15 protein-coding genes and 1 riboswitch are annotated in these 17,406 nt (G+C 33.7%); of the genes, 6 read left to right on the forward strand and 9 right to left on the reverse strand.

Annotated features, from left to right (window positions below; translation table 11 throughout):
- The first annotated feature begins 40 nt into the window (after window positions 1-40).
- A complete protein-coding gene (locus tag ACFFGA_RS04020) occupies window positions 41-1,426 on the forward strand; it encodes a tetratricopeptide repeat protein (protein ID WP_386059997.1) in 1,386 nt (461 codons plus the stop codon).
- Here the strand turns inward: ACFFGA_RS04020 and metF are convergent.
- From metF to ACFFGA_RS04040, 4 genes are all read right to left on the reverse strand, one after another.
- Window positions 1,423-2,379 carry a methylenetetrahydrofolate reductase [NAD(P)H] gene (gene metF / locus ACFFGA_RS04025; RefSeq protein ID WP_386060000.1) on the reverse strand — a complete coding sequence of 319 codons (957 nt, stop codon included), beginning with the start codon at window positions 2,377-2,379 and terminating at the stop codon, window positions 1,423-1,425. The two genes, ACFFGA_RS04020 and metF, sit on opposite strands and share 4 nt — an antisense overlap.
- Before the next feature lie 96 nt (window positions 2,380-2,475).
- Entirely contained in the window at window positions 2,476-5,181 is a 2,706-nt protein-coding gene (gene metH / locus ACFFGA_RS04030; RefSeq protein ID WP_386060003.1) for a methionine synthase, read from the reverse strand.
- Window positions 5,181-6,182, reverse strand: coding sequence for a homocysteine S-methyltransferase family protein (locus tag ACFFGA_RS04035; RefSeq protein ID WP_386060006.1), 1,002 nt, complete (start codon window positions 6,180-6,182; stop codon window positions 5,181-5,183). Before ACFFGA_RS04035 ends, metH begins: the two co-directional genes overlap by 1 nt.
- Window positions 6,183-6,244: 62 nt before the next feature.
- A complete protein-coding gene (locus ACFFGA_RS04040) occupies window positions 6,245-7,414 on the reverse strand; it encodes a trans-sulfuration enzyme family protein (protein WP_386060009.1) in 1,170 nt (389 codons plus the stop codon).
- A gap of 112 nt (window positions 7,415-7,526) precedes the next feature.
- A riboswitch (SAM riboswitch) is annotated at window positions 7,527-7,651 on the reverse strand.
- A gap of 136 nt (window positions 7,652-7,787) precedes the next feature.
- Here ACFFGA_RS04040 and ACFFGA_RS04045 point away from each other — a divergent pair.
- From ACFFGA_RS04045 to ACFFGA_RS04055, 3 genes are all read left to right on the forward strand, one after another.
- Window positions 7,788-8,372 (forward strand): HupE/UreJ family protein, encoded by a 585-nt coding sequence (locus tag ACFFGA_RS04045; protein WP_386060011.1) that lies wholly within the window; start codon window positions 7,788-7,790, stop codon window positions 8,370-8,372.
- A 104-nt stretch (window positions 8,373-8,476) separates the two neighbouring features.
- Complete coding sequence (locus ACFFGA_RS04050) at window positions 8,477-8,929, forward strand: deoxycytidylate deaminase (RefSeq protein WP_386060014.1); 453 nt, start codon at window positions 8,477-8,479, stop codon at window positions 8,927-8,929.
- A 1-nt stretch (window position 8,930) separates the two neighbouring features.
- Window positions 8,931-10,538 (forward strand): S41 family peptidase, encoded by a 1,608-nt coding sequence (locus ACFFGA_RS04055; RefSeq protein ID WP_386060631.1) that lies wholly within the window; start codon window positions 8,931-8,933, stop codon window positions 10,536-10,538.
- On the opposite strand, the gene ACFFGA_RS04060 is transcribed toward ACFFGA_RS04055, so the two are convergent.
- The 3 genes from ACFFGA_RS04060 to ACFFGA_RS04070 are packed head-to-tail and all read right to left on the reverse strand — an operon-like array spanning window position 10,528 to window position 11,933.
- Window positions 10,528-11,136: an FAD-dependent oxidoreductase gene (locus tag ACFFGA_RS04060; RefSeq protein ID WP_386060633.1), complete on the reverse strand. Its 609-nt coding sequence runs from the start codon at window positions 11,134-11,136 to the stop codon at window positions 10,528-10,530. The genes ACFFGA_RS04055 and ACFFGA_RS04060 overlap by 11 nt on opposite strands.
- A complete protein-coding gene (locus tag ACFFGA_RS04065) occupies window positions 11,136-11,339 on the reverse strand; it encodes a hypothetical protein (RefSeq protein ID WP_386060016.1) in 204 nt (67 codons plus the stop codon). Before ACFFGA_RS04065 ends, ACFFGA_RS04060 begins: the two co-directional genes overlap by 1 nt.
- 12 nt (window positions 11,340-11,351) lie before the next feature.
- Entirely contained in the window at window positions 11,352-11,933 is a 582-nt protein-coding gene (locus ACFFGA_RS04070; RefSeq protein ID WP_386060019.1) for a MarC family protein, read from the reverse strand.
- A gap of 90 nt (window positions 11,934-12,023) precedes the next feature.
- Here ACFFGA_RS04070 and ACFFGA_RS04075 point away from each other — a divergent pair, with 90 nt between their 5' ends.
- Entirely contained in the window at window positions 12,024-12,596 is a 573-nt protein-coding gene (locus ACFFGA_RS04075; protein ID WP_386060021.1) for a DUF3109 family protein, read from the forward strand.
- 4 nt (window positions 12,597-12,600) lie between these two features.
- On the opposite strand, the gene ACFFGA_RS04080 is transcribed toward ACFFGA_RS04075, so the two are convergent.
- Both ACFFGA_RS04080 and ACFFGA_RS04085 read right to left on the reverse strand, forming a co-directional pair.
- The gene (locus ACFFGA_RS04080; protein ID WP_386060024.1) at window positions 12,601-14,529 is read right to left on the reverse strand and encodes a tetratricopeptide repeat-containing sensor histidine kinase; all 1,929 of its coding nucleotides are present in this window, start codon (window positions 14,527-14,529) and stop codon (window positions 12,601-12,603) included.
- A gap of 17 nt (window positions 14,530-14,546) precedes the next feature.
- The gene (locus tag ACFFGA_RS04085; RefSeq protein WP_386060027.1) at window positions 14,547-15,281 is read right to left on the reverse strand and encodes a LytR/AlgR family response regulator transcription factor; all 735 of its coding nucleotides are present in this window, start codon (window positions 15,279-15,281) and stop codon (window positions 14,547-14,549) included.
- A gap of 835 nt (window positions 15,282-16,116) precedes the next feature.
- Here ACFFGA_RS04085 and ACFFGA_RS04090 point away from each other — a divergent pair.
- On the forward strand, window positions 16,117-17,406 hold the full coding sequence (locus ACFFGA_RS04090; protein WP_386060030.1) for a ribonucleotide-diphosphate reductase subunit beta: 1,290 nt from the start codon (window positions 16,117-16,119) through the stop codon (window positions 17,404-17,406).

Here is a 17,406-nt window from a genome sequence, read left to right on the forward strand (position 1 = left end):
TGGTTTTACAATTCATAACTAACTACAAATCAACTTCATTATGTCAAGAAAAACCATCCTCTTTTATGCCATTTTAGTAATTGGTATAGGTACAACGTATGCTCAAAAAGAAATAGAATGTAAAGCCAAGCTGTCAATTTCCCATGAATCTGTAAAAACAAGCAAATATGATGAAGCTTATGAGCCTTGGTTGTTCGTGAGGAATAATTGCCCAGAGTTAAATTTGGCAACGTATGCTGATGGCGAAAAAATTCTAAAACATAAAATCGATAGTGCAAAAGAAGGTGAAAAGAAAAGTTTTATTGAAGACCTAATAGCTTTGTGGCAAGAGCGAAAACAGTATTTTTCTAGTAGCACACCAATAGGCGAATATGATGCTAAAGCTTGTCAATTACAGTATGATTATAATGATGAACTGAGCAAAAGTAAAGATGTGTTATACGATTGTTTCAATGCAGCTTTTAAGGCAGATAAGCAAAGTTTCACACATCCAAAAAGTTTGTATTCTTATTTTTCATTAATGGTAGACTTGTTTGATGAAGGTAAAAAGACCGATACAGAATTGTTCAATACCTATGATGATGTTAGTGAGAAAATTCAAGTCGAAATCCAGAATTATTCAGAAAAACTGAATGCATTAGTATTAAGAATTGAAAGCGGAGAAACACTTTCTAAAAAAGATATAGGCAGAAAAAAAGCCTATGAAAGCTACCTTAAAAATTACACACTCATTCAAGAAAATATTGATAATTTATCTAATGCAAGAGCTAATTGTAATAATTTAATTCCGTTGTATTCCAAGGATTTTAACACTCATCAAAATGATTCTGTTTGGTTAAAACGTGCTGTTAGCCGAATATACTATAAACAATGTACAGAAGATGAACTTTATGAGACCCTTGTAAAACAATACGATAATGTGGCACCATCAGCAGACACTAAAGTGTATGTGGCTACAGTTTTATTGAAAAAAGAAAAAGACGAAGAGGCGTATCAATACTTGGAGGAGGCTTATCGTTTAGAAACAGATGCTTATAAAAAATCGAATTTAGCGTTTAGAATAGGTGTTATTTATAAAAATAAGGGACATTACAGCAAGGCAAGAACTAATCTGTTAGATGCCTTAAAGTTAAATCCTTCAAACGGGAAGCCACACCTTTTAATTGCCGAAATGTATAATGATAGTGCTAAGAACTGCGGCAAGGATAATTTTCACCAAAGAGCAGTGTATTGGTTAGCAGCACAGGAAGCGGAAAAAGCTTCTAGAGTTGATCCTACATTACAAAAATGGGTTAATCAAGCTGTTGCTAATTATGAAGCCAAAGCGCCAACTAAAGAAGAAATATTTCTTAGTGGTTTGGCTGGGAAAACCTTAAAAATCGGATGTTGGATTAATAGATCTATTATGGTGCCTAAACTTGATTAAAACAACTCAGAAGCAATAGCCTTTATATTATCACTTTTTCCCATAGAGTAATAGTGCAATACGGGAATACCAGCTTTTTGAAGTTCTTTAGATTGTTGGATACACCATTCAATACCAATTTGCCTTACTTGTTTATTGTCTTTGCATTTTACAATTTCAATAATAAGCTCTTCTGGTAAATCAACATGAAAGCGATGAGGAATTAAATTCAATTGTTTTTTGGTTGAAATGGGTTTTAATCCTGGAATGATAGGAACTGTGATACCTTCTTTCCTGCATTTTTCAACAAAGTCAAAATACTTTTTATTGTCAAAAAACATTTGTGTGACGATATAGGTTGCTCCGTTTTTAATTTTCTTTTTTAAAAAGTGAATATCACTATCCAAACTTGGAGCTTCCATATGTTTTTCTGGGTAAGCCGCTACACCAATGCAAAAGTCCGTTTTAGAACTGTTTAATAATTCTTCGTCAAGATAGATACCTTTGTTTAGGTCTTCAATCTGTGCGACCAATTCATTAGCGTAATTATGACCTTCTTTTTCGGCCTTAAAGTAAGTTTCACTTTTTACAGCATCGCCACGTAATGCCATAACATTATCAATGTCTAAAAAGTCTAAGTCAATTAAAAAGTTTTCAGTGTCTTCCTTGGTGAAACCTCCACACAAAATATGAGGAATAGCATCGACTCCATATTTATTCTGAATAGCTGCACAAATACCAACGGTTCCTGGTCGTTTTTTAACCACTTGTTTTTTTAGTAAACCGTTTTCAACTTCTTTAAAAACATACTCTTCACGATGATAGGTCACATCAATAAATGGTGGTTTGAATTCCATTAATGGATCAATGTTATCAAAAATAGATTGAATATGTTGTCCCTTTAAAGGTGGTAATATTTCAAAGGAAAATTGTGTTTTTCCGTTGGCGTTTTTTATGTGTTCTGTTACTTTCATTCCCCTAAATCCCCAAAGGGGATCATTTTTTTCAATTAAACTTTTTTATTTTACAAACTAGCCATTCTTTCCCTTTGGGAAGGTAAGGATGGGATTCTAATCTGCCATATTAGGACTCAACCATTTTGTAGCTTCATCTACACTTACATTTCTGCGTTTGGCATAATCCTCAACCTGATCTTCTTTTATTTTTCCTAATCCAAAATATTTGGCTTCAGGATTCCCAAAATAATAACCACTGACACTAGCTGCAGGCCACATGGCTAAACTATCCGTAAGCTCTACACCAATATTTTCCTTTACTTTTAAAAGTTTCCAGATGGTTTTCTTTTCTAAGTGGTCTGGACAAGCTGGATAACCTGGAGCAGGTCTAATACCTTTGTAGATTTCTTTTATTAAGTCTTCGTTAGTAAGGTTTTCGTTTTTGGCATAACTCCAATGTTTTGTTCGTACTTCTTTGTGTAAATATTCGGCAAAGGCTTCTGCTAATCGGTCTGCTAAGGCTTTTATCATTATAGCGTTGTAATCGTCATTATCCTTTTCAAATTGAGCGGCTAATTCTGCTGTTCCAAATCCTGTGGACACACAAAAACAACCCATATAATCTTGTTTTCCAGATGATTTTGGTGCTATAAAATCGGCTAAGGCAATGTTAGGTTTGCCTTCTGCTTTTTTGGATTGTTGACGAAGGGTTAGGAACTCATAAGTGCTTCGACTGCGCTCAGCATGACCTTCAGGAAGCGAGATTTCAATATCATCATCATTAATTGTATTGGCTTCAAATAACCCGAAGATGGCTTTCGCTTTCAGCAGTTTTTCATCAAAAATTCGTTTTAGCAATGCTTTGGCATCGGCAAATAATATCGTTGCTTGTTCGCCAACAACATCGTCTGTTAAGATTGCTGGATATTTTCCGTGCAAATCCCAACTTCTAAAAAATGGTGTCCAATCGATAAAATCTTCAAGTTTTGTAATGTCAAAATCTTCAATAATTTGAACACCTAGTTGCTCTGGTTTTACAATTTCGGAAGTGTACCAATCGATTTTAAATTTATTGTCTCTTGCGTCTTCAATAGACAAATATTCTTTCTTTTTACCTCGTTTCATGAATTGTTCTCGGAACAAATCATACTCTTCTCTAATTTGGTTTTTATATATTTTACTGTCTTTTTGAAGTAAATTTCCAACCACAGTTACAGCTCTAGAAGCATCATTAATATGAACAACGGTATTGCTATAATGTGGTGCAATTTTAACTGCGGAATGCGCTCTGGAAGTAGTTGCTCCGCCTATAATTAATGGAATCTCGATGTTTTGCTTTTCCAATTCTTTTGAAACGTAAACCATCTCATCTAACGACGGTGTAATTAAGCCGCTCAATCCAATGATATCTACATTTTCTTTGATGGCTGTTTCTATAATTTTTTCAGGTGGCACCATAACACCTAAATCTACAATCTCGTAATTATTACAACCTAAAACGACACTCACGATGTTTTTACCAATATCGTGCACATCACCTTTTACAGTTGCCATTAAAATTTTGCCAGCTGAAGAAACTTTACCTTCTTTTTGGGCTTCAATAAATGGCTGTAAATAAGCTACAGCTTTTTTCATTACTCGTGCCGATTTTACCACTTGTGGTAAGAACATTTTACCACTTCCGAATAAATCTCCAACCACATTCATCCCAATCATTAAATGGCCTTCAATGACGTCTATCGGTTTGTCTGAAGCCAAACGTGCTTCTTCAACATCTTCAATGATAAAAGCATCGATACCTTTAACCAAGGCGTGTGTAATTCTGTCTTGTAATGGATCACTTCTCCATTCTTGTACAGCCGCATCTTTACTTGTAGAGGTTGAGCCTTTAGCCTTTAGTTCTTCAGCAAAATCCAATAAACGTTCTGTGGCATCATCACGTCTATCAAATAGCACATCTTCAACCAACTCTAATAAATCTTTGTCTATTTCGTCATAAATTTCGAGCATCGTTGGATTAACGATACCTAAATTCATTCCGTTTTTAATCGCATGATATAAAAAAGAAGAATGCATCGCCTCGCGAACAATATTGTTTCCTCTAAACGAAAATGACACATTACTCACTCCACCAGAAACATTGGCATAAGGCAGATTTTCTCGAATCCATTTGGTGGCTTCAAAAAAATCGATGGCATTTCTACGATGCTCTTCCATACCTGTTGCTACTGGAAAAATATTAGGATCGAAGATGATATCTTGAGGTGGAAAATGGACTTCGTTTACCAAAATATAGTAAGAACGTTTGCAGATTTCAATTCGTCTGTCGTAAGTATCTGCTTGTCCGTCTTCATCAAAAGCCATAACAATAACGGCCGCTCCATAACGCTTTACCAATTTTGCTTGCCGTTTAAATTCGGCTTCGCCTTCTTTAAGGCTAATGGAATTAACTACACATTTGCCTTGTGCAACTTGCAAACCAGCTTCAATGATTTCCCATTTAGAGCTGTCTATCATCAACGGAATTCTGGAAATATCGGGTTCTGAAGCAACAAGGTTTAGAAAGGTCGTCATGGCATGGACGCCATCGAGCATTCCTTCGTCCATATTAACATCCAGGATTTGTGCACCACCATCTACTTGGTCTCTCGCGACTTCTAGTGCTTCATTATATTTTTCTTCCTTTATTAGGCGAAGAAATTTTCGCGAGCCTGTTACGTTAGTACGCTCTCCTACATTTATAAAATTACTTTCAGGTGTCACCACAAGTGGCTCCAAACCAGAAAGTGTTAAGTATTTCTTACAGTCAGATTCTGCCATTATGCGAATTCTTGAATTAATCTTGGTTTGTAATTTTGAGCAACTTCAGCAATAGCTTTGATGTGCGCTGGACTTGTGCCACAGCATCCACCAATGATATTAATAAGATTGTCCTTAAGATAATCTTCAATATAGCTTTGCATTTGTTTTGGGGATTCGTCATATTCTCCAAAAGCATTTGGTAAACCTGCGTTTGGATGTGCTGAGGTAAAAAACTCAGTTTCATTAGAAAGTCTTTGTAAATAGGGTTTTAGCTGTTCGGCACCAAGCGCACAATTAAAGCCAACACTTAACAATGGAATATGCGATATTGAAGTTAAAAAGGCTTCAACCGTTTGGCCAGATAAAGTTCTCCCAGAAGCATCAGTAATTGTTCCTGATACCATAATTGGTATATCAATATTTCGTTCTTCTTTTACTTCTTCAATGGCAAATAAAGCGGCTTTTGCGTTCAGTGTATCAAAAATAGTTTCAACCAAAAGAATATCAACTCCACCATCAATCAACGCTTCTACTTGTTGCTTGTACGCAATTCGTAATTCATTGAAGGTAATCGCTCTGTATTCTGGTCTGTTAACATCTGGTGATAAACTTGCGGTTTTATTGGTTGGTCCAATGCTGCCAGCAACAAAACGAGGCTTTTCAGGGTTTTGTTTCGTGAATTTGTCTGCAACTTCTTTAGCGATTTTAGCAGATTCAAAATTAAGCTCGTACACCAAATCTTCCATGTCGTAATCTGCCATTGCTATGGTTGTACCAGAAAAGGTATTGGTTTCTACGATATCAGCACCAGCTTCAAAATACTTAGCATGTACATCTGCAATTGCCTTTGGTTGCGTTAAGGATAGTAAATCGTTGTTTCCTTGTAAAGGCGACGGATAATCCTTAAAACGTTCACCTCTAAAATCTTCTTCTGTAAAATTGTATTGCTGAAGCATGGTTCCCATGGCTCCATCGAGAACTAAGATTCGTTTTTCTATTTCTTGTTTTATTCTACTCATTTCTATTTCATTTGTTCTCGATACAATTTTATTCCGGTGTCATAAAATCACTCGAACTGACGTTAGTTTTCCAATGCTTGTTTTAAATCGTTAATAATATCTTCAGGATGTTCCAATCCAACAGAAACTCTAATTAATCCTGCTGTAATTCCTGTTTCTAAACGTACATCTTCTGGTATTTTAGCGTGTGTTGTCGATGCTGGATGTGTCACTATGGTACGTGTATCTCCCAAGTTTGCTGATAGAGATAAAAACTTTATAGAATTTAGAAATTTCCGACCTGCTTCGATGCCTCCTTTGACTTCAAAAGCTACGATACTTCCTCCTAATTTCATTTGTTGTTTAGCCAATTCGTATTGCGGATGCGATTTTAAAAATGGATATTTTACAAAATTCACTTTATCGTGAGCTTCTAAAAACTCAGCTATTTTTAAGGCATTATCACAATGTCTATCAACTCTTACAGGTAAAGTTTCTAAACTTTTAGATAAAACCCAAGCATTAAATGGTGAGAGTGCGGGACCAGTATTTCTAGAAAATAAATAGATTTTTTGGATTAAATCCTCGCTTCCCACAGTAACACCTCCCAAAACACGTCCTTGACCATCAATTAATTTTGTGGCTGAGTGAATCACCAAATCCGCTCCGAATTTTATGGGTTGTTGCAAATATGGTGTTGCGAAACAATTATCGACTATAAACAAAAGATTGTATTTTTTTGCGATGTCACCGAGTCGCTTTAAATCTAAAATATCAACTGCTGGATTCGTTGGACTTTCAGCATAAATCACCTTGGTGTTGGGTTGAATTAATTCTTCGATCTTGTCTAATTCATCTATCTTAAAATAGCTTGTTGAAATGTTCCACTTAGGCAATATATTATTGAACATGGTCTGGGTTGAGCCAAAAATACTTCGGCATGAAACAATATGATCGCCTGAATCTAATAAAGCTGCAAAAGTCGAAAACACAGCAGACATGCCAGAAGCAAAGGCATAACCGCGTTCTGCACCTTCCATTAAACAAATTTTTTCTACAAACTCCGAAGTATTTGGGTTTGAATAGCGACTGTAAATATTACGTTCTTTTTCATCTGCAAATGAGGCGCGCATATCTTCAGCATCCTCAAAAACATAACTCGAGGTTAAATATAAAGGGTTAGAATGTTCTAAAAATTGAGTGCGCTCAATTTGAGTCCGTATAGCTTGTGTTTCAGTATGTTTTGAATCCATTTTTAAAGTGCTTACTTCAATTGATAAAAATCAAAAGCCCAAACAGTCGTTTCTTGACTTGTCTATATAAAAATGTTAAAAAGAAATTGAATTACAGATGAGTAATTACGTTGGGTTATCTATCTAAATTATTCGATAAATGAATCGAAAATTAAGTAGAATTTAGCACCTTCTTAATAAGTTTAAGGGTTGCTAAGGTTTCAATGGGTCTAATCCCTCCACCTTTCTTGATAACATCTCAATAAGTTAATTGAACTTTGCGTGACACAATATTCCGAAAGAAAATAAGAATACACAAATTTTATTCACTTTATTTTAACTATAACATTTTCCTTTTTAATCGTAACTTTGGCTTATCCCAAATAAATTAAATATGCTAGACAATTTTTGGTTTAATGTTAAAATAGGTATTGACCATATATTAGATATTAATGGCTATGACCACGTTCTGTTTTTAATGGTACTTGCTGTTCCTTATGTGTTTAAAGATTGGAAACGCGTTCTGCTCCTGGTTACACTTTTTACAATTGGACATACGATTTCGTTATTTCTAGGCGCTTATGATATCGTGAGTGTTAATAGTAAATTGGTGGAATTTTTAATACCAATTACAATTTTAATTGCTGCCATTTATAATGTGTTTACGGCAGGAAAAAAAGACAGAGGTAATAAGATAGGTTTACTATTTTTTGTCACTTTATTTTTTGGACTTATCCATGGATTAGGTTTTGCAAGAGAAGCAAAGATGCTTGACGACGAAGGATCTGTAGCGTTTCTTATAGAGTTTGCTATAGGTATTGAAATAGCTCAAATTATTGTGGTTTTCATGATTTTATTTCTTGGTTTTTTATTTCAAACTATCTTCAGGTTTTCGCGTCGCGATTGGGTTATGGTGCTTTCTGCTATAGTAATTGGGTTGGTTATTCCTATGATTATTGGTAGTGATTTGTTAAAATAAGACCATAAGTTTGGTAAAATTTTAACGGCAAGTAAATTGGTTATAAAATACTATCCTTTTATATTCGTTACTTACATTGTGCTCTTATATTACAAAACTTATTAATGCCAAAGAAAAAACAGTTACGTTACGACAAAGCTTATTTGCGTATTGCGCAAGAATGGGGAAAGCTATCGCATTGCAAACGCAAGCAGGTAGGTGCACTTATTGTTAAAGACCGAATGATTATTTCTGATGGCTATAACGGTACACCAACAGGTTTTGAAAATTATTGCGAAGATGAAGAAGGTTATACCAAATGGTACGTACTGCATGCAGAAGCTAATGCTATTTTAAAAGTAGCAGCGTCCACACAGTCTTGTAAAGGTGCAACATTGTACATTACATTGTCTCCATGCAAAGAATGTAGTAAGTTGATTCATCAAGCTGGCATAATTCGTGTTGTATATCAAAAAGGTTACAAGGACGATTCTGGTTTACAGTTTTTAACAAAAGCTGGTATAGAATTGGAACATATTGAAGATTTAAATGAAGATTCCCATTTTAATGGGAAATAGTATGGCAACAAAAAATAAATACATACCACTAATTATAGGAATTGCAATTGCTGCAGGTGTTGCTATTGGAGGAAAGTTAAATTTCACCGATACATCAGATAATTTATTTACAACCAATAGTAAAAAGGACAAGCTAAACAGGTTAATAGATTATATAGATTATGAATATGTAGATGACGTTGATACAGACAGTATAGTAGATGTTACTGTAAATGGTATTTTAGATAATTTAGATCCACATTCCACATATATTCCAAAGGAAGATTTACAGCGAATTACCGAAAACATGAAAGGTGATTTTGTTGGAATTGGGATTAACTACTACCCTTATAAAGATACCATTGCCGTTGTAAAACCAACAGAAGGAGGGCCTAGTGAACGTGCCGGAATTATGAGTGGTGATAGAATTTTATTGGCAGATGGTGATACAATTTACGGTAGGAATATTACAAATGATTTCATATCCAAAAAACTTAAAGGAGATAAAAACAGTAAAGTTAAACTTACCGTTTACCGAAAAGGGGAAGACAAACTTTTAGAATTTAAACTAAGACGCGAAGATATTCCAATTAAGAGTGTCGTGGCATCCTATATGCTTACTGATGAGTTAGGTTATATAAAAATGAATCGTTTTGCTGAATCTAGTTTTAAAGAGTTTAAAGCAGCTTTAGATGAATTACAAGAATTAGGTGCTACAAAATTGGCATTAGATTTACGGGATAATCCTGGAGGGTTTTTGGGAGTTGCAGAGCAAATAGCTGATGAATTTTTAGAAGATGATAAACTCATTCTTTTTACAAGAGATAAAAAAGGAAGAGAAGAAAAAACTTTTGCAACAGGTAGAGGAGATTTTGAAAATGGTGAGATATATATTCTTATCAACGAAAATTCTGCATCTGCAAGCGAAGTTATTGCTGGCGCATTACAGGATAATGATAAAGGGATTATTGTTGGAAGGCGCTCTTATGGTAAAGGTTTAGTACAGCGCGAAATGGCTTTGGGTGATGGAAGTGCAGTACGTTTAACGGTATCGCGTTATTATACTCCAACAGGAAGATCTATACAAAGACCATATACTAATGGTGATAACAATTCTTATTACAACGATTACTATAAGCGCTTAAGAACAGGTGAGTTGGTAGATGAAGAAAACATTAAAGTAGATGATTCTTTAAAATTTACAACGCCAAAAGGGAAAATTGTATATGGAGGAGGAGGTATTATTCCGGATGTGTTTGTGCCAATTGATCGTTCTTATGATAATGAAACAATCAATTATTTAAGACGAAGAGGCCATTTCGGTTATTTTGTGTTTGAAGAGTTGGATAAGGATAGAGAGGCGTATAAAGACATTGCCAAATATGATTTTATTAATAATTTTGAAGTTAGCGATGATATTGTAGTCCGTTTTCAAGATTATGTAAACCGACTTGAAGGTACCAATATTACTTTTGTGGCTTATAATAATGAAATAAGAAGACTCATAAAAGCAACTTTAGCGCGTCAACTATTTGATGACAATGCGTTTGAAGAAATTGTAAACAAAGAAGATATTATGGTTCAGGAAATTATTCTTCTAAGCACAGAATACCCTAATTTTAAACAATAGTTTTATCATGTACTTTGGTGTGATTGCCATCATTCCAAAGCGTTAAGATGTCAGTAGCAACTTGAGCTCCACTGCCAGAAGCTGTTGAAAACTGACTTCTCCAACCTGCTAAAGTACCAGCAACGTATAGATTTTCTTCAATTAAATGATCTGTATTTTTTAACCAAATCCTGTCTTTTTCTTTTGCTGCCCTTGGATGAGGTTCAATATAAGATTCTAACCCGTTTATGGTCATTAAATTTGTGTAACCCACAGCAACCACAACTATTTTAGATTGGTATGTAGTGTTGTTTGTCGTTATTGAAAATACACCAGAATGTTTGCTAATAGCACTAACTTTTTCATTTTCGATTAATGTAACGTGTGGGTATAGTTCTCTGAGTTGTTGCTTGCCACTTTCTAAAATATCCTTGCCTAAAGTACCAGGTTGCAGACCAAGCACATTATTAAAAAGTGCATTTTGCAGATGCGATGTCTTTTGGTGTGCTACAATACCAATGGTCTTATCCTTAGCAAAAGCTTTATCTTTAGCCGAACCAAGAACCAATGCGCAGGATAAACCTGAAGCACCACCACCAATAATTAAAACATCAAAAATCATTTTCTTTTTTTACTAAGCGTTTCAATTTTCTTAGATATTCTAAGGATTTGAAGTAAAACAATTGCACACAACGCAGCAATAATGGTCAAAATCGCTGTATGGCTTTCTCCCTCAAAAAGGGCTTCAAAATTTAACTTTGTAGCGTTGAAAATAATAAGTCCTATGGCAATAATGGTTAAAATCAATGTGAATATTTTCATCTGTCTAAGTTTTTAAGCCAATAACTCTTTAATGTTATGGGCAAATAATTTAACTGCAATTGCTAACAAAATTACACCAAAAACTTTTCTTATAATCTTAATACCATTTGTGCCTAGTATTCTTTCGATTTTTGCCGAGGTTTTTAAGACAATATATATGAAAATAACATTGCATATCACGGCAACAATAATGTTTTCAATTTCAAATTCTGCACGAAGTGACAATAAGGTGGTTAAACTTCCTGGGCCAGCCATTAAAGGAAAAGCTAACGGAAAAACCGAAGCAGTCAAGGCGTTATGCTCTTCATCTTTATATAGCGTTATACCTAAAACCATTTCTAAAGCAATAAAAAAGATGACAAAAGCACCTGCTACAGCAAATGAATTTACATCAATGCCAATAAGGTTTAGTAAACTCTTTCCTACGAATAAGAAAATAATCATAATAACACCAGCAATGATAGAGGCTTTTTCACTTTGAATATGACCAACTTTTTTTCGTAAATCTATGATAATAGGTATATTGCCAATAATGTCTATTACTGCAAAAAGTACCATAAATGCTGTAAATATTTGTTTAAAATCTAGTTGCATGACTCGAGTTTTTCAAATTTTTTGCAAAGGTGCGACTTTATTGCAGATTTTCAACATTAAATAACCGTAAACTTTAGTTATTTTTGACGCATGTTTCAACTAGGTAAAACAATCGTTTCAGAGGACATAATTGAAAAGGATTTTGTCTGTAATTTATCAGCTTGCAAAGGAGCATGTTGTGTAGATGGAGATGCTGGTGCTCCATTGAGTTTTGATGAGGTGCAAATACTTGAAGATATCTATCCAAAAGTGAAGCCATTTCTAAGAAAAGAAGGCATTGAGGTCATTGAGGCTCAAGGAGCTTCTGTAAAAACAGCTTATGGTGAGTTAGAAACTCCTTTAATAAATGGAGCGGAATGTGCTTATGTGATCTTCGATGATAATAACACAGCACTCTGCGCTATTGAAGAAGCCTACAATCAAGGAGAGATTAGTTGGAAAAAACCTGTGTCGTGTCACCTATACCCAATCCGTGTTAGAGAATACTCAGAGTTTTCCGGAGTAAATTATGAACGATGGGAAATCTGTGACGATGCTTGTAGTTTGGGCAAAGAGTTGCAAGTGCCAGTTTATAAATTTGTAAAGGAAGCCTTAATAAGAAAGTTTGGAGAAGATTGGTATGCCGAATTAGAGAAAGTTGCCGAAAAAAACTTTAATAAATAATTTCCTATACAGGAATATTGAGTGTTACCCTAGTGCCAGTAGGAGTGTCGCTTTCATAGAGATCATCAATATCTAAAGTGTAAGAGTTTTCAAAAGCTTTTGAAAAGTTAGCTAAACGTGCTTTGGTTATATCAATACCAACTGATTTTCGTTTTAGTTTTTTGTTGTCTTTTATCTTTTTTGAAGCTATTCTACCAATGCCATTATCTATAATTTCAACTGTAATAAATTTTGATGAATTTTTAAAAACATTCAAATCTATTCTTTTATCATTAGGTTTAGAAGACAAGCCATGCCACAATGCATTTTCTAAAAATGGCTGCAATACTAAAGATGGTACTTTTGTGACTTCGGTGTTTATAGATTCATCTACATTAATATTAAAATCTATTTCATTATCAAAACGGATGTTTTCTATATTCATATAGAGCTGCATAGTTTCGAGTTCGTCTTGTAATGTTGTTTCTTTTTCTTTTGAAGCGATTAAAATCTTCCTAATTAATTTTGAAAACTTATTAAGGTAATAGACCGCATTTTCTTTTTCATTATTGATAATGTATAGCTTTATAGAATTTAAGGAATTAAAAATAAAATGAGGGTTCATTTGACTTCTCAGCATATCTTGCTCTAAGGTTAAAATCTGCTTGTCTTGCTTTAAAGTCCTGTTTCTATTAATGATAAACAATGCTGTACCCATAAGTAACAGTGCTAACATTGAATACCAAAAAATACTTTTGTTTCGTTCTAATCGTCGGCGCATTGCTTCTTTTTCGGAGGCTAAAGCTTTTATTTGATTATTCTTATTTTCGTTTTCATAGAGTAATACAATATCATTTACATACTGAAGGTTTTTCTCTGTAAGAATTGTGTTTTCTATCTCAACCGCATTTTGGTAGTAATCCAATGCAACTTTATAGTTTCCTTTGTCTTGGTTGATTTCTGAAAGTAATTTACTAGAGGTTGCAATAGAGGATTTAAGATTATATGCTTTTGCTACCTCAAGTCCTTTTTTCAAATTCTTCTCTGCTTCGGATGATTGTTTAAGTGCAGTTTCAAGCTGACCAAGATTAATATAGGATGATGCAATATAGAATTGGTCCTTTAGGGTTAACGCTTTTTTTAAGGCGTCTCTTATAATAGGTTCTGCTTTGCTGTAGTTCTTTTTTTTAAGATAGATACCACCAATACTATTGAAGCAAATCATACGACCTACGTCCGAATTAATGGTTTCGTTGTAGTATAGGGACTTTTCATAATTGACTAGTGCAATATCCAAATTGCCCTTGGCCTCTTCGGCATAACCGATGTTATGATAATTAATCGCTAAGCCTAATTTATTGTCTATCTTTTCTTCGATGGCAAGTGATTTTTTAAACTGAATCAATGCCAGTTCATATTGCTGGAGTGCAAGATATATATTGCCTATACTATTTTGGGAAACAGCAATATTATAGGTAACAGTTGGTGATGGGTTTTTAACAGAATAAGCAATTTTAAGCGCTTCAGTATGGAACTCTAGAGCAGGTTTTATAACGTCCATACGTCTATAGGCAACACCAATCATATTGAGGCTAATGATTCTAAGTTCGTCACTGTTAGCCTTATCGGCAAAAGACTTTCCTTCTTTATGTAGCGCTATGGATTTATCGTAATTAGAAATGTTTCTATTAATAACGCCAAGTGCATTGAGTGCATAACTTGTGCCTTCATTGTACCCCTTTGATTTAGAAGCTTCCATTACGCGCATCATCTTTAAGCTATCTTTTTCAAACGGCTCCAGTAAAGAATCGATACTGGTATAGGTTTTGGGCTTTGTTTTGGTAATAAGATCTAAGGCTGTTTCAAAATTTAGGTCTTGAGCATTTCCTATCCAAACATAGCAACATAATGCTATTAAAAAACTAAAGAGTTTGTATGGAGTACCGTTGTTCAAATTACAGTGTTTTAAGATCATAATTTTTCAAGAAAATCACTTTTGCGTTGTCTTGCCACAGGAATTTTGTGGTTACTGTCCATAATAACATAACCTTCATTTTTTATAAAGGCTTTTATCTTATTAAGGTTAATAATGTAGGAGTTGTGTATTCTAAAAAAATAATGTTCAGGTAAAATGGCATCTACTTCTTTTAGTTTTTTAGTAACCACTACTTTTTTCTGATCTTGAAGAAAGAGCGTACTGTAATTACCGTCGGATTCTACATAAATAATATCATCGACATCTAAAAATAAGAGTTTGCCATCTGTGTTGATTGTAATTCGTTTTTTATTGAATTTTGAATTAAAATTAGTCAGCATGTTCTCTAACTTAGTAGCATTAAGAAAGCGGTCATTGTGCTTTTTAATCTTATTTATGGTTTCTCTTAAATCGTCAGAGTCTATAGGTTTTAAAAGATAATCAATAGCTTCGTGCTTTAGTGCTTTTATGGCATATTCATCGTAAGCTGTAGTGATAACAACAGCAAAATTAATTTGCTCTAGCTGTTCTAAAAACTGAAAACCGCCAATAGTTGGCATCTGTACATCCAGGAACAAACAATCTGGAGTGTTGGACTCTAGGTATTTCAAAGCTTCTTCGGGCTTTGAAAAAGATTGCGAAACTTCAATCTCGTCACTAAAGTTGCTTAATTCCCAAATTAAACTCTGGATAGCCTTTGGCTCATCATCTACAATTACTGCTTTTAACATAACTAAAAATATACACTATCAAATATATACATATATGATCTTTTATTGCTCTTTTATGTATATCATGTATGGTTTTATGTATAATATGCTAAAAAATAATACGGCCAATTTCTATTATCCAGTTATACACTTTTTTTTACCAATCATACATTTAGATAATAAAGTAACTATTTAAAAAATGATATTTGTGAAACAAAACTGACCAAGTTTTAAGAGCGAATTGGGGGTTTGTTCTTAAAAGGTTGAACGCTATTAATCAGTTAAAGTCAGGGTTTACTATAATTCCTGACTTTTATTTTTAAGTGTTGATTTTATAAAAGCAATTAAGGGTTGCTTTTTCATTACTTTAGTTAGTTATTAGGGAGGAAAAGAGCGTTTTTTTTAACGCTCTTTTTTTGTTAAAGTTTTTCTAAAATTAATTTATAAAATTATCAATAAACACGCCTACTAGCCTTTGTTTTTATACGATAAATCCTACATTTCTATTAATATCAGAATACATATAAATTACTGATTGTCAATTAGTTAAAATAAAACTTTGTAAACCATTAGGTTTTATGGGTGATACCTTGGTTTGTTAAAAACTTGTTGACAACGTTTGTTATTTTGTCTTTTAATTTTAACGACAATTGTCAATCTTTGTTCAGGGCAAAATAAAAATATATTATTTGAGTGCTGAAGTTAAATTTACCTCAAATTTAGTTTTTAAAATTCACGCCCATTTATTCCTAATAAAGGAAAAAATAATAACAAATTTTACAGTGTTTGCTACAGAAATCAGGAATGATTACAAACCATTCTACTAACTGTCTAGCGTCTAAAATTAAAATTAACTATGGATACCAAGCAACTAGAGATCACGGAAATAATTAAAAGAGATTACGAAACAAGTCCGTTTGTTTTAAATAAAATCTCTAATGCTGTTGAAAAAGCAATGATGTCTGTTGGTAATGGTACCAAAGAAGATGCAAACACAATTTCTGTAAATGTTTTAAAAGAATTATTAGACAGAAAAAGTAAAGATTATAGATATGTGCCAACTGTAGAAGAGGTACAAGACCTTGTTGAGGTTAAATTAATGGATAGTCAGTTTTTGGATGTTGCTAAAGCATACATTTTGTACAGAGACGAGCAAGCCAGAAACAGAAAGACAAACATTTTTGAAAAGCGAATAAATTTAAAGCCTTATGAGTATCCAGAACTAAATGAATATGTAGATGCAATTAGGCACTCGTATTGGATACATTCAGAATTCAATTTTACTAGTGATATTCAAGATTTTAAAACAAAGCTTACTATTGTTGAGCAGAATGCTATTAAAAATACAATGCTTGCCATTTCGCAAATTGAAGTTGCGGTAAAAACATTTTGGGGAGACATTTACCATAAAATGCCAAAACCAGAAATAGGGTCTGTGGGAGCAACATTTGCTGAAAGTGAAGTACGTCATCATGATGCTTATTCTCACTTGTTAGAGATTTTAGGTCTTAACAATGAGTTTAAAAGATTAAAGAAAAATCCAGTAATAATGAGACGTGTACATTATTTAGAGACAGCTCTAAAAAATGCAAAAAGCGAGGATAACAAAGAGTATGCAGAATCTATTTTATTGTTCTCACTCTTTATAGAACACGTGTCTTTGTTTTCACAATTTTTAATCATCATGGCTTTCAATAAGCACAAGAATATGCTAAAAGGTATTTCTAATGTTGTTGAAGCAACCTCTAAAGAAGAACAAATCCATGGTGATTTTGGTATTGATATTATTAGAATCATTAAAAGCGAAAACCCAACTTGGTTTGGTGAAGAGCACAATACCATAGTAAAGGTTATGTGCGAAGAAGCTTTTGCTTCAGAAAGCAGAATCATCGATTGGATTTTTGAGGCAGGTGAGTTGGATTTCCTTCCTAAAAACGTAATCAACGAATTTATAAAAAACAGATTCAATAATTCATTAGAAAGTATCGGCATAGAAAAAGTGTTCGATATTGATGAAAGCCTAATAGCACAGACTGAATGGTTTGATGATGAAATTATTGGTACCAAACACGGCGATTTCTTTGTGAAACGCTCAATCAACTATAGTAAAAGAACTAAAAGTATAACTAGCGACGACTTATTTTAA

It is taken from the genome of Winogradskyella pulchriflava, from assembly GCF_042434315.1.
Taxonomy (GTDB): Bacteria; Bacteroidota; Bacteroidia; order Flavobacteriales; family Flavobacteriaceae; genus Winogradskyella; species Winogradskyella pulchriflava.

Bases quoted from the DNA above. Each gene is read 5' to 3' on its own strand.
- ACFFGA_RS04020 (WP_386059997.1), top strand. From the start codon at position 41: ATGTCAAGAAAAACCATCCTCTTTTATGCCATTTTAGTAATTGGTATA.
- metF (WP_386060000.1), bottom strand. From the start codon at position 2,379: ATGAAAGTAACAGAACACATAAAAAACGCCAACGGAAAAACACAATTT.
- metH (WP_386060003.1), bottom strand. From the start codon at position 5,181: ATGGCAGAATCTGACTGTAAGAAATACTTAACACTTTCTGGTTTGGAG.
- ACFFGA_RS04035 (WP_386060006.1), bottom strand. From the start codon at position 6,182: ATGAGTAGAATAAAACAAGAAATAGAAAAACGAATCTTAGTTCTCGAT.
- ACFFGA_RS04040 (WP_386060009.1), bottom strand. From the start codon at position 7,414: ATGGATTCAAAACATACTGAAACACAAGCTATACGGACTCAAATTGAG.
- ACFFGA_RS04045 (WP_386060011.1), top strand. From the start codon at position 7,788: ATGCTAGACAATTTTTGGTTTAATGTTAAAATAGGTATTGACCATATA.
- ACFFGA_RS04050 (WP_386060014.1), top strand. From the start codon at position 8,477: ATGCCAAAGAAAAAACAGTTACGTTACGACAAAGCTTATTTGCGTATT.
- ACFFGA_RS04055 (WP_386060631.1), top strand. From the start codon at position 8,931: ATGGCAACAAAAAATAAATACATACCACTAATTATAGGAATTGCAATT.
- ACFFGA_RS04065 (WP_386060016.1), bottom strand. From the start codon at position 11,339: ATGAAAATATTCACATTGATTTTAACCATTATTGCCATAGGACTTATT.
- ACFFGA_RS04070 (WP_386060019.1), bottom strand. From the start codon at position 11,933: ATGCAACTAGATTTTAAACAAATATTTACAGCATTTATGGTACTTTTT.
- ACFFGA_RS04075 (WP_386060021.1), top strand. From the start codon at position 12,024: ATGTTTCAACTAGGTAAAACAATCGTTTCAGAGGACATAATTGAAAAG.
- ACFFGA_RS04085 (WP_386060027.1), bottom strand. From the start codon at position 15,281: ATGTTAAAAGCAGTAATTGTAGATGATGAGCCAAAGGCTATCCAGAGT.
- ACFFGA_RS04090 (WP_386060030.1), top strand. From the start codon at position 16,117: ATGGATACCAAGCAACTAGAGATCACGGAAATAATTAAAAGAGATTAC.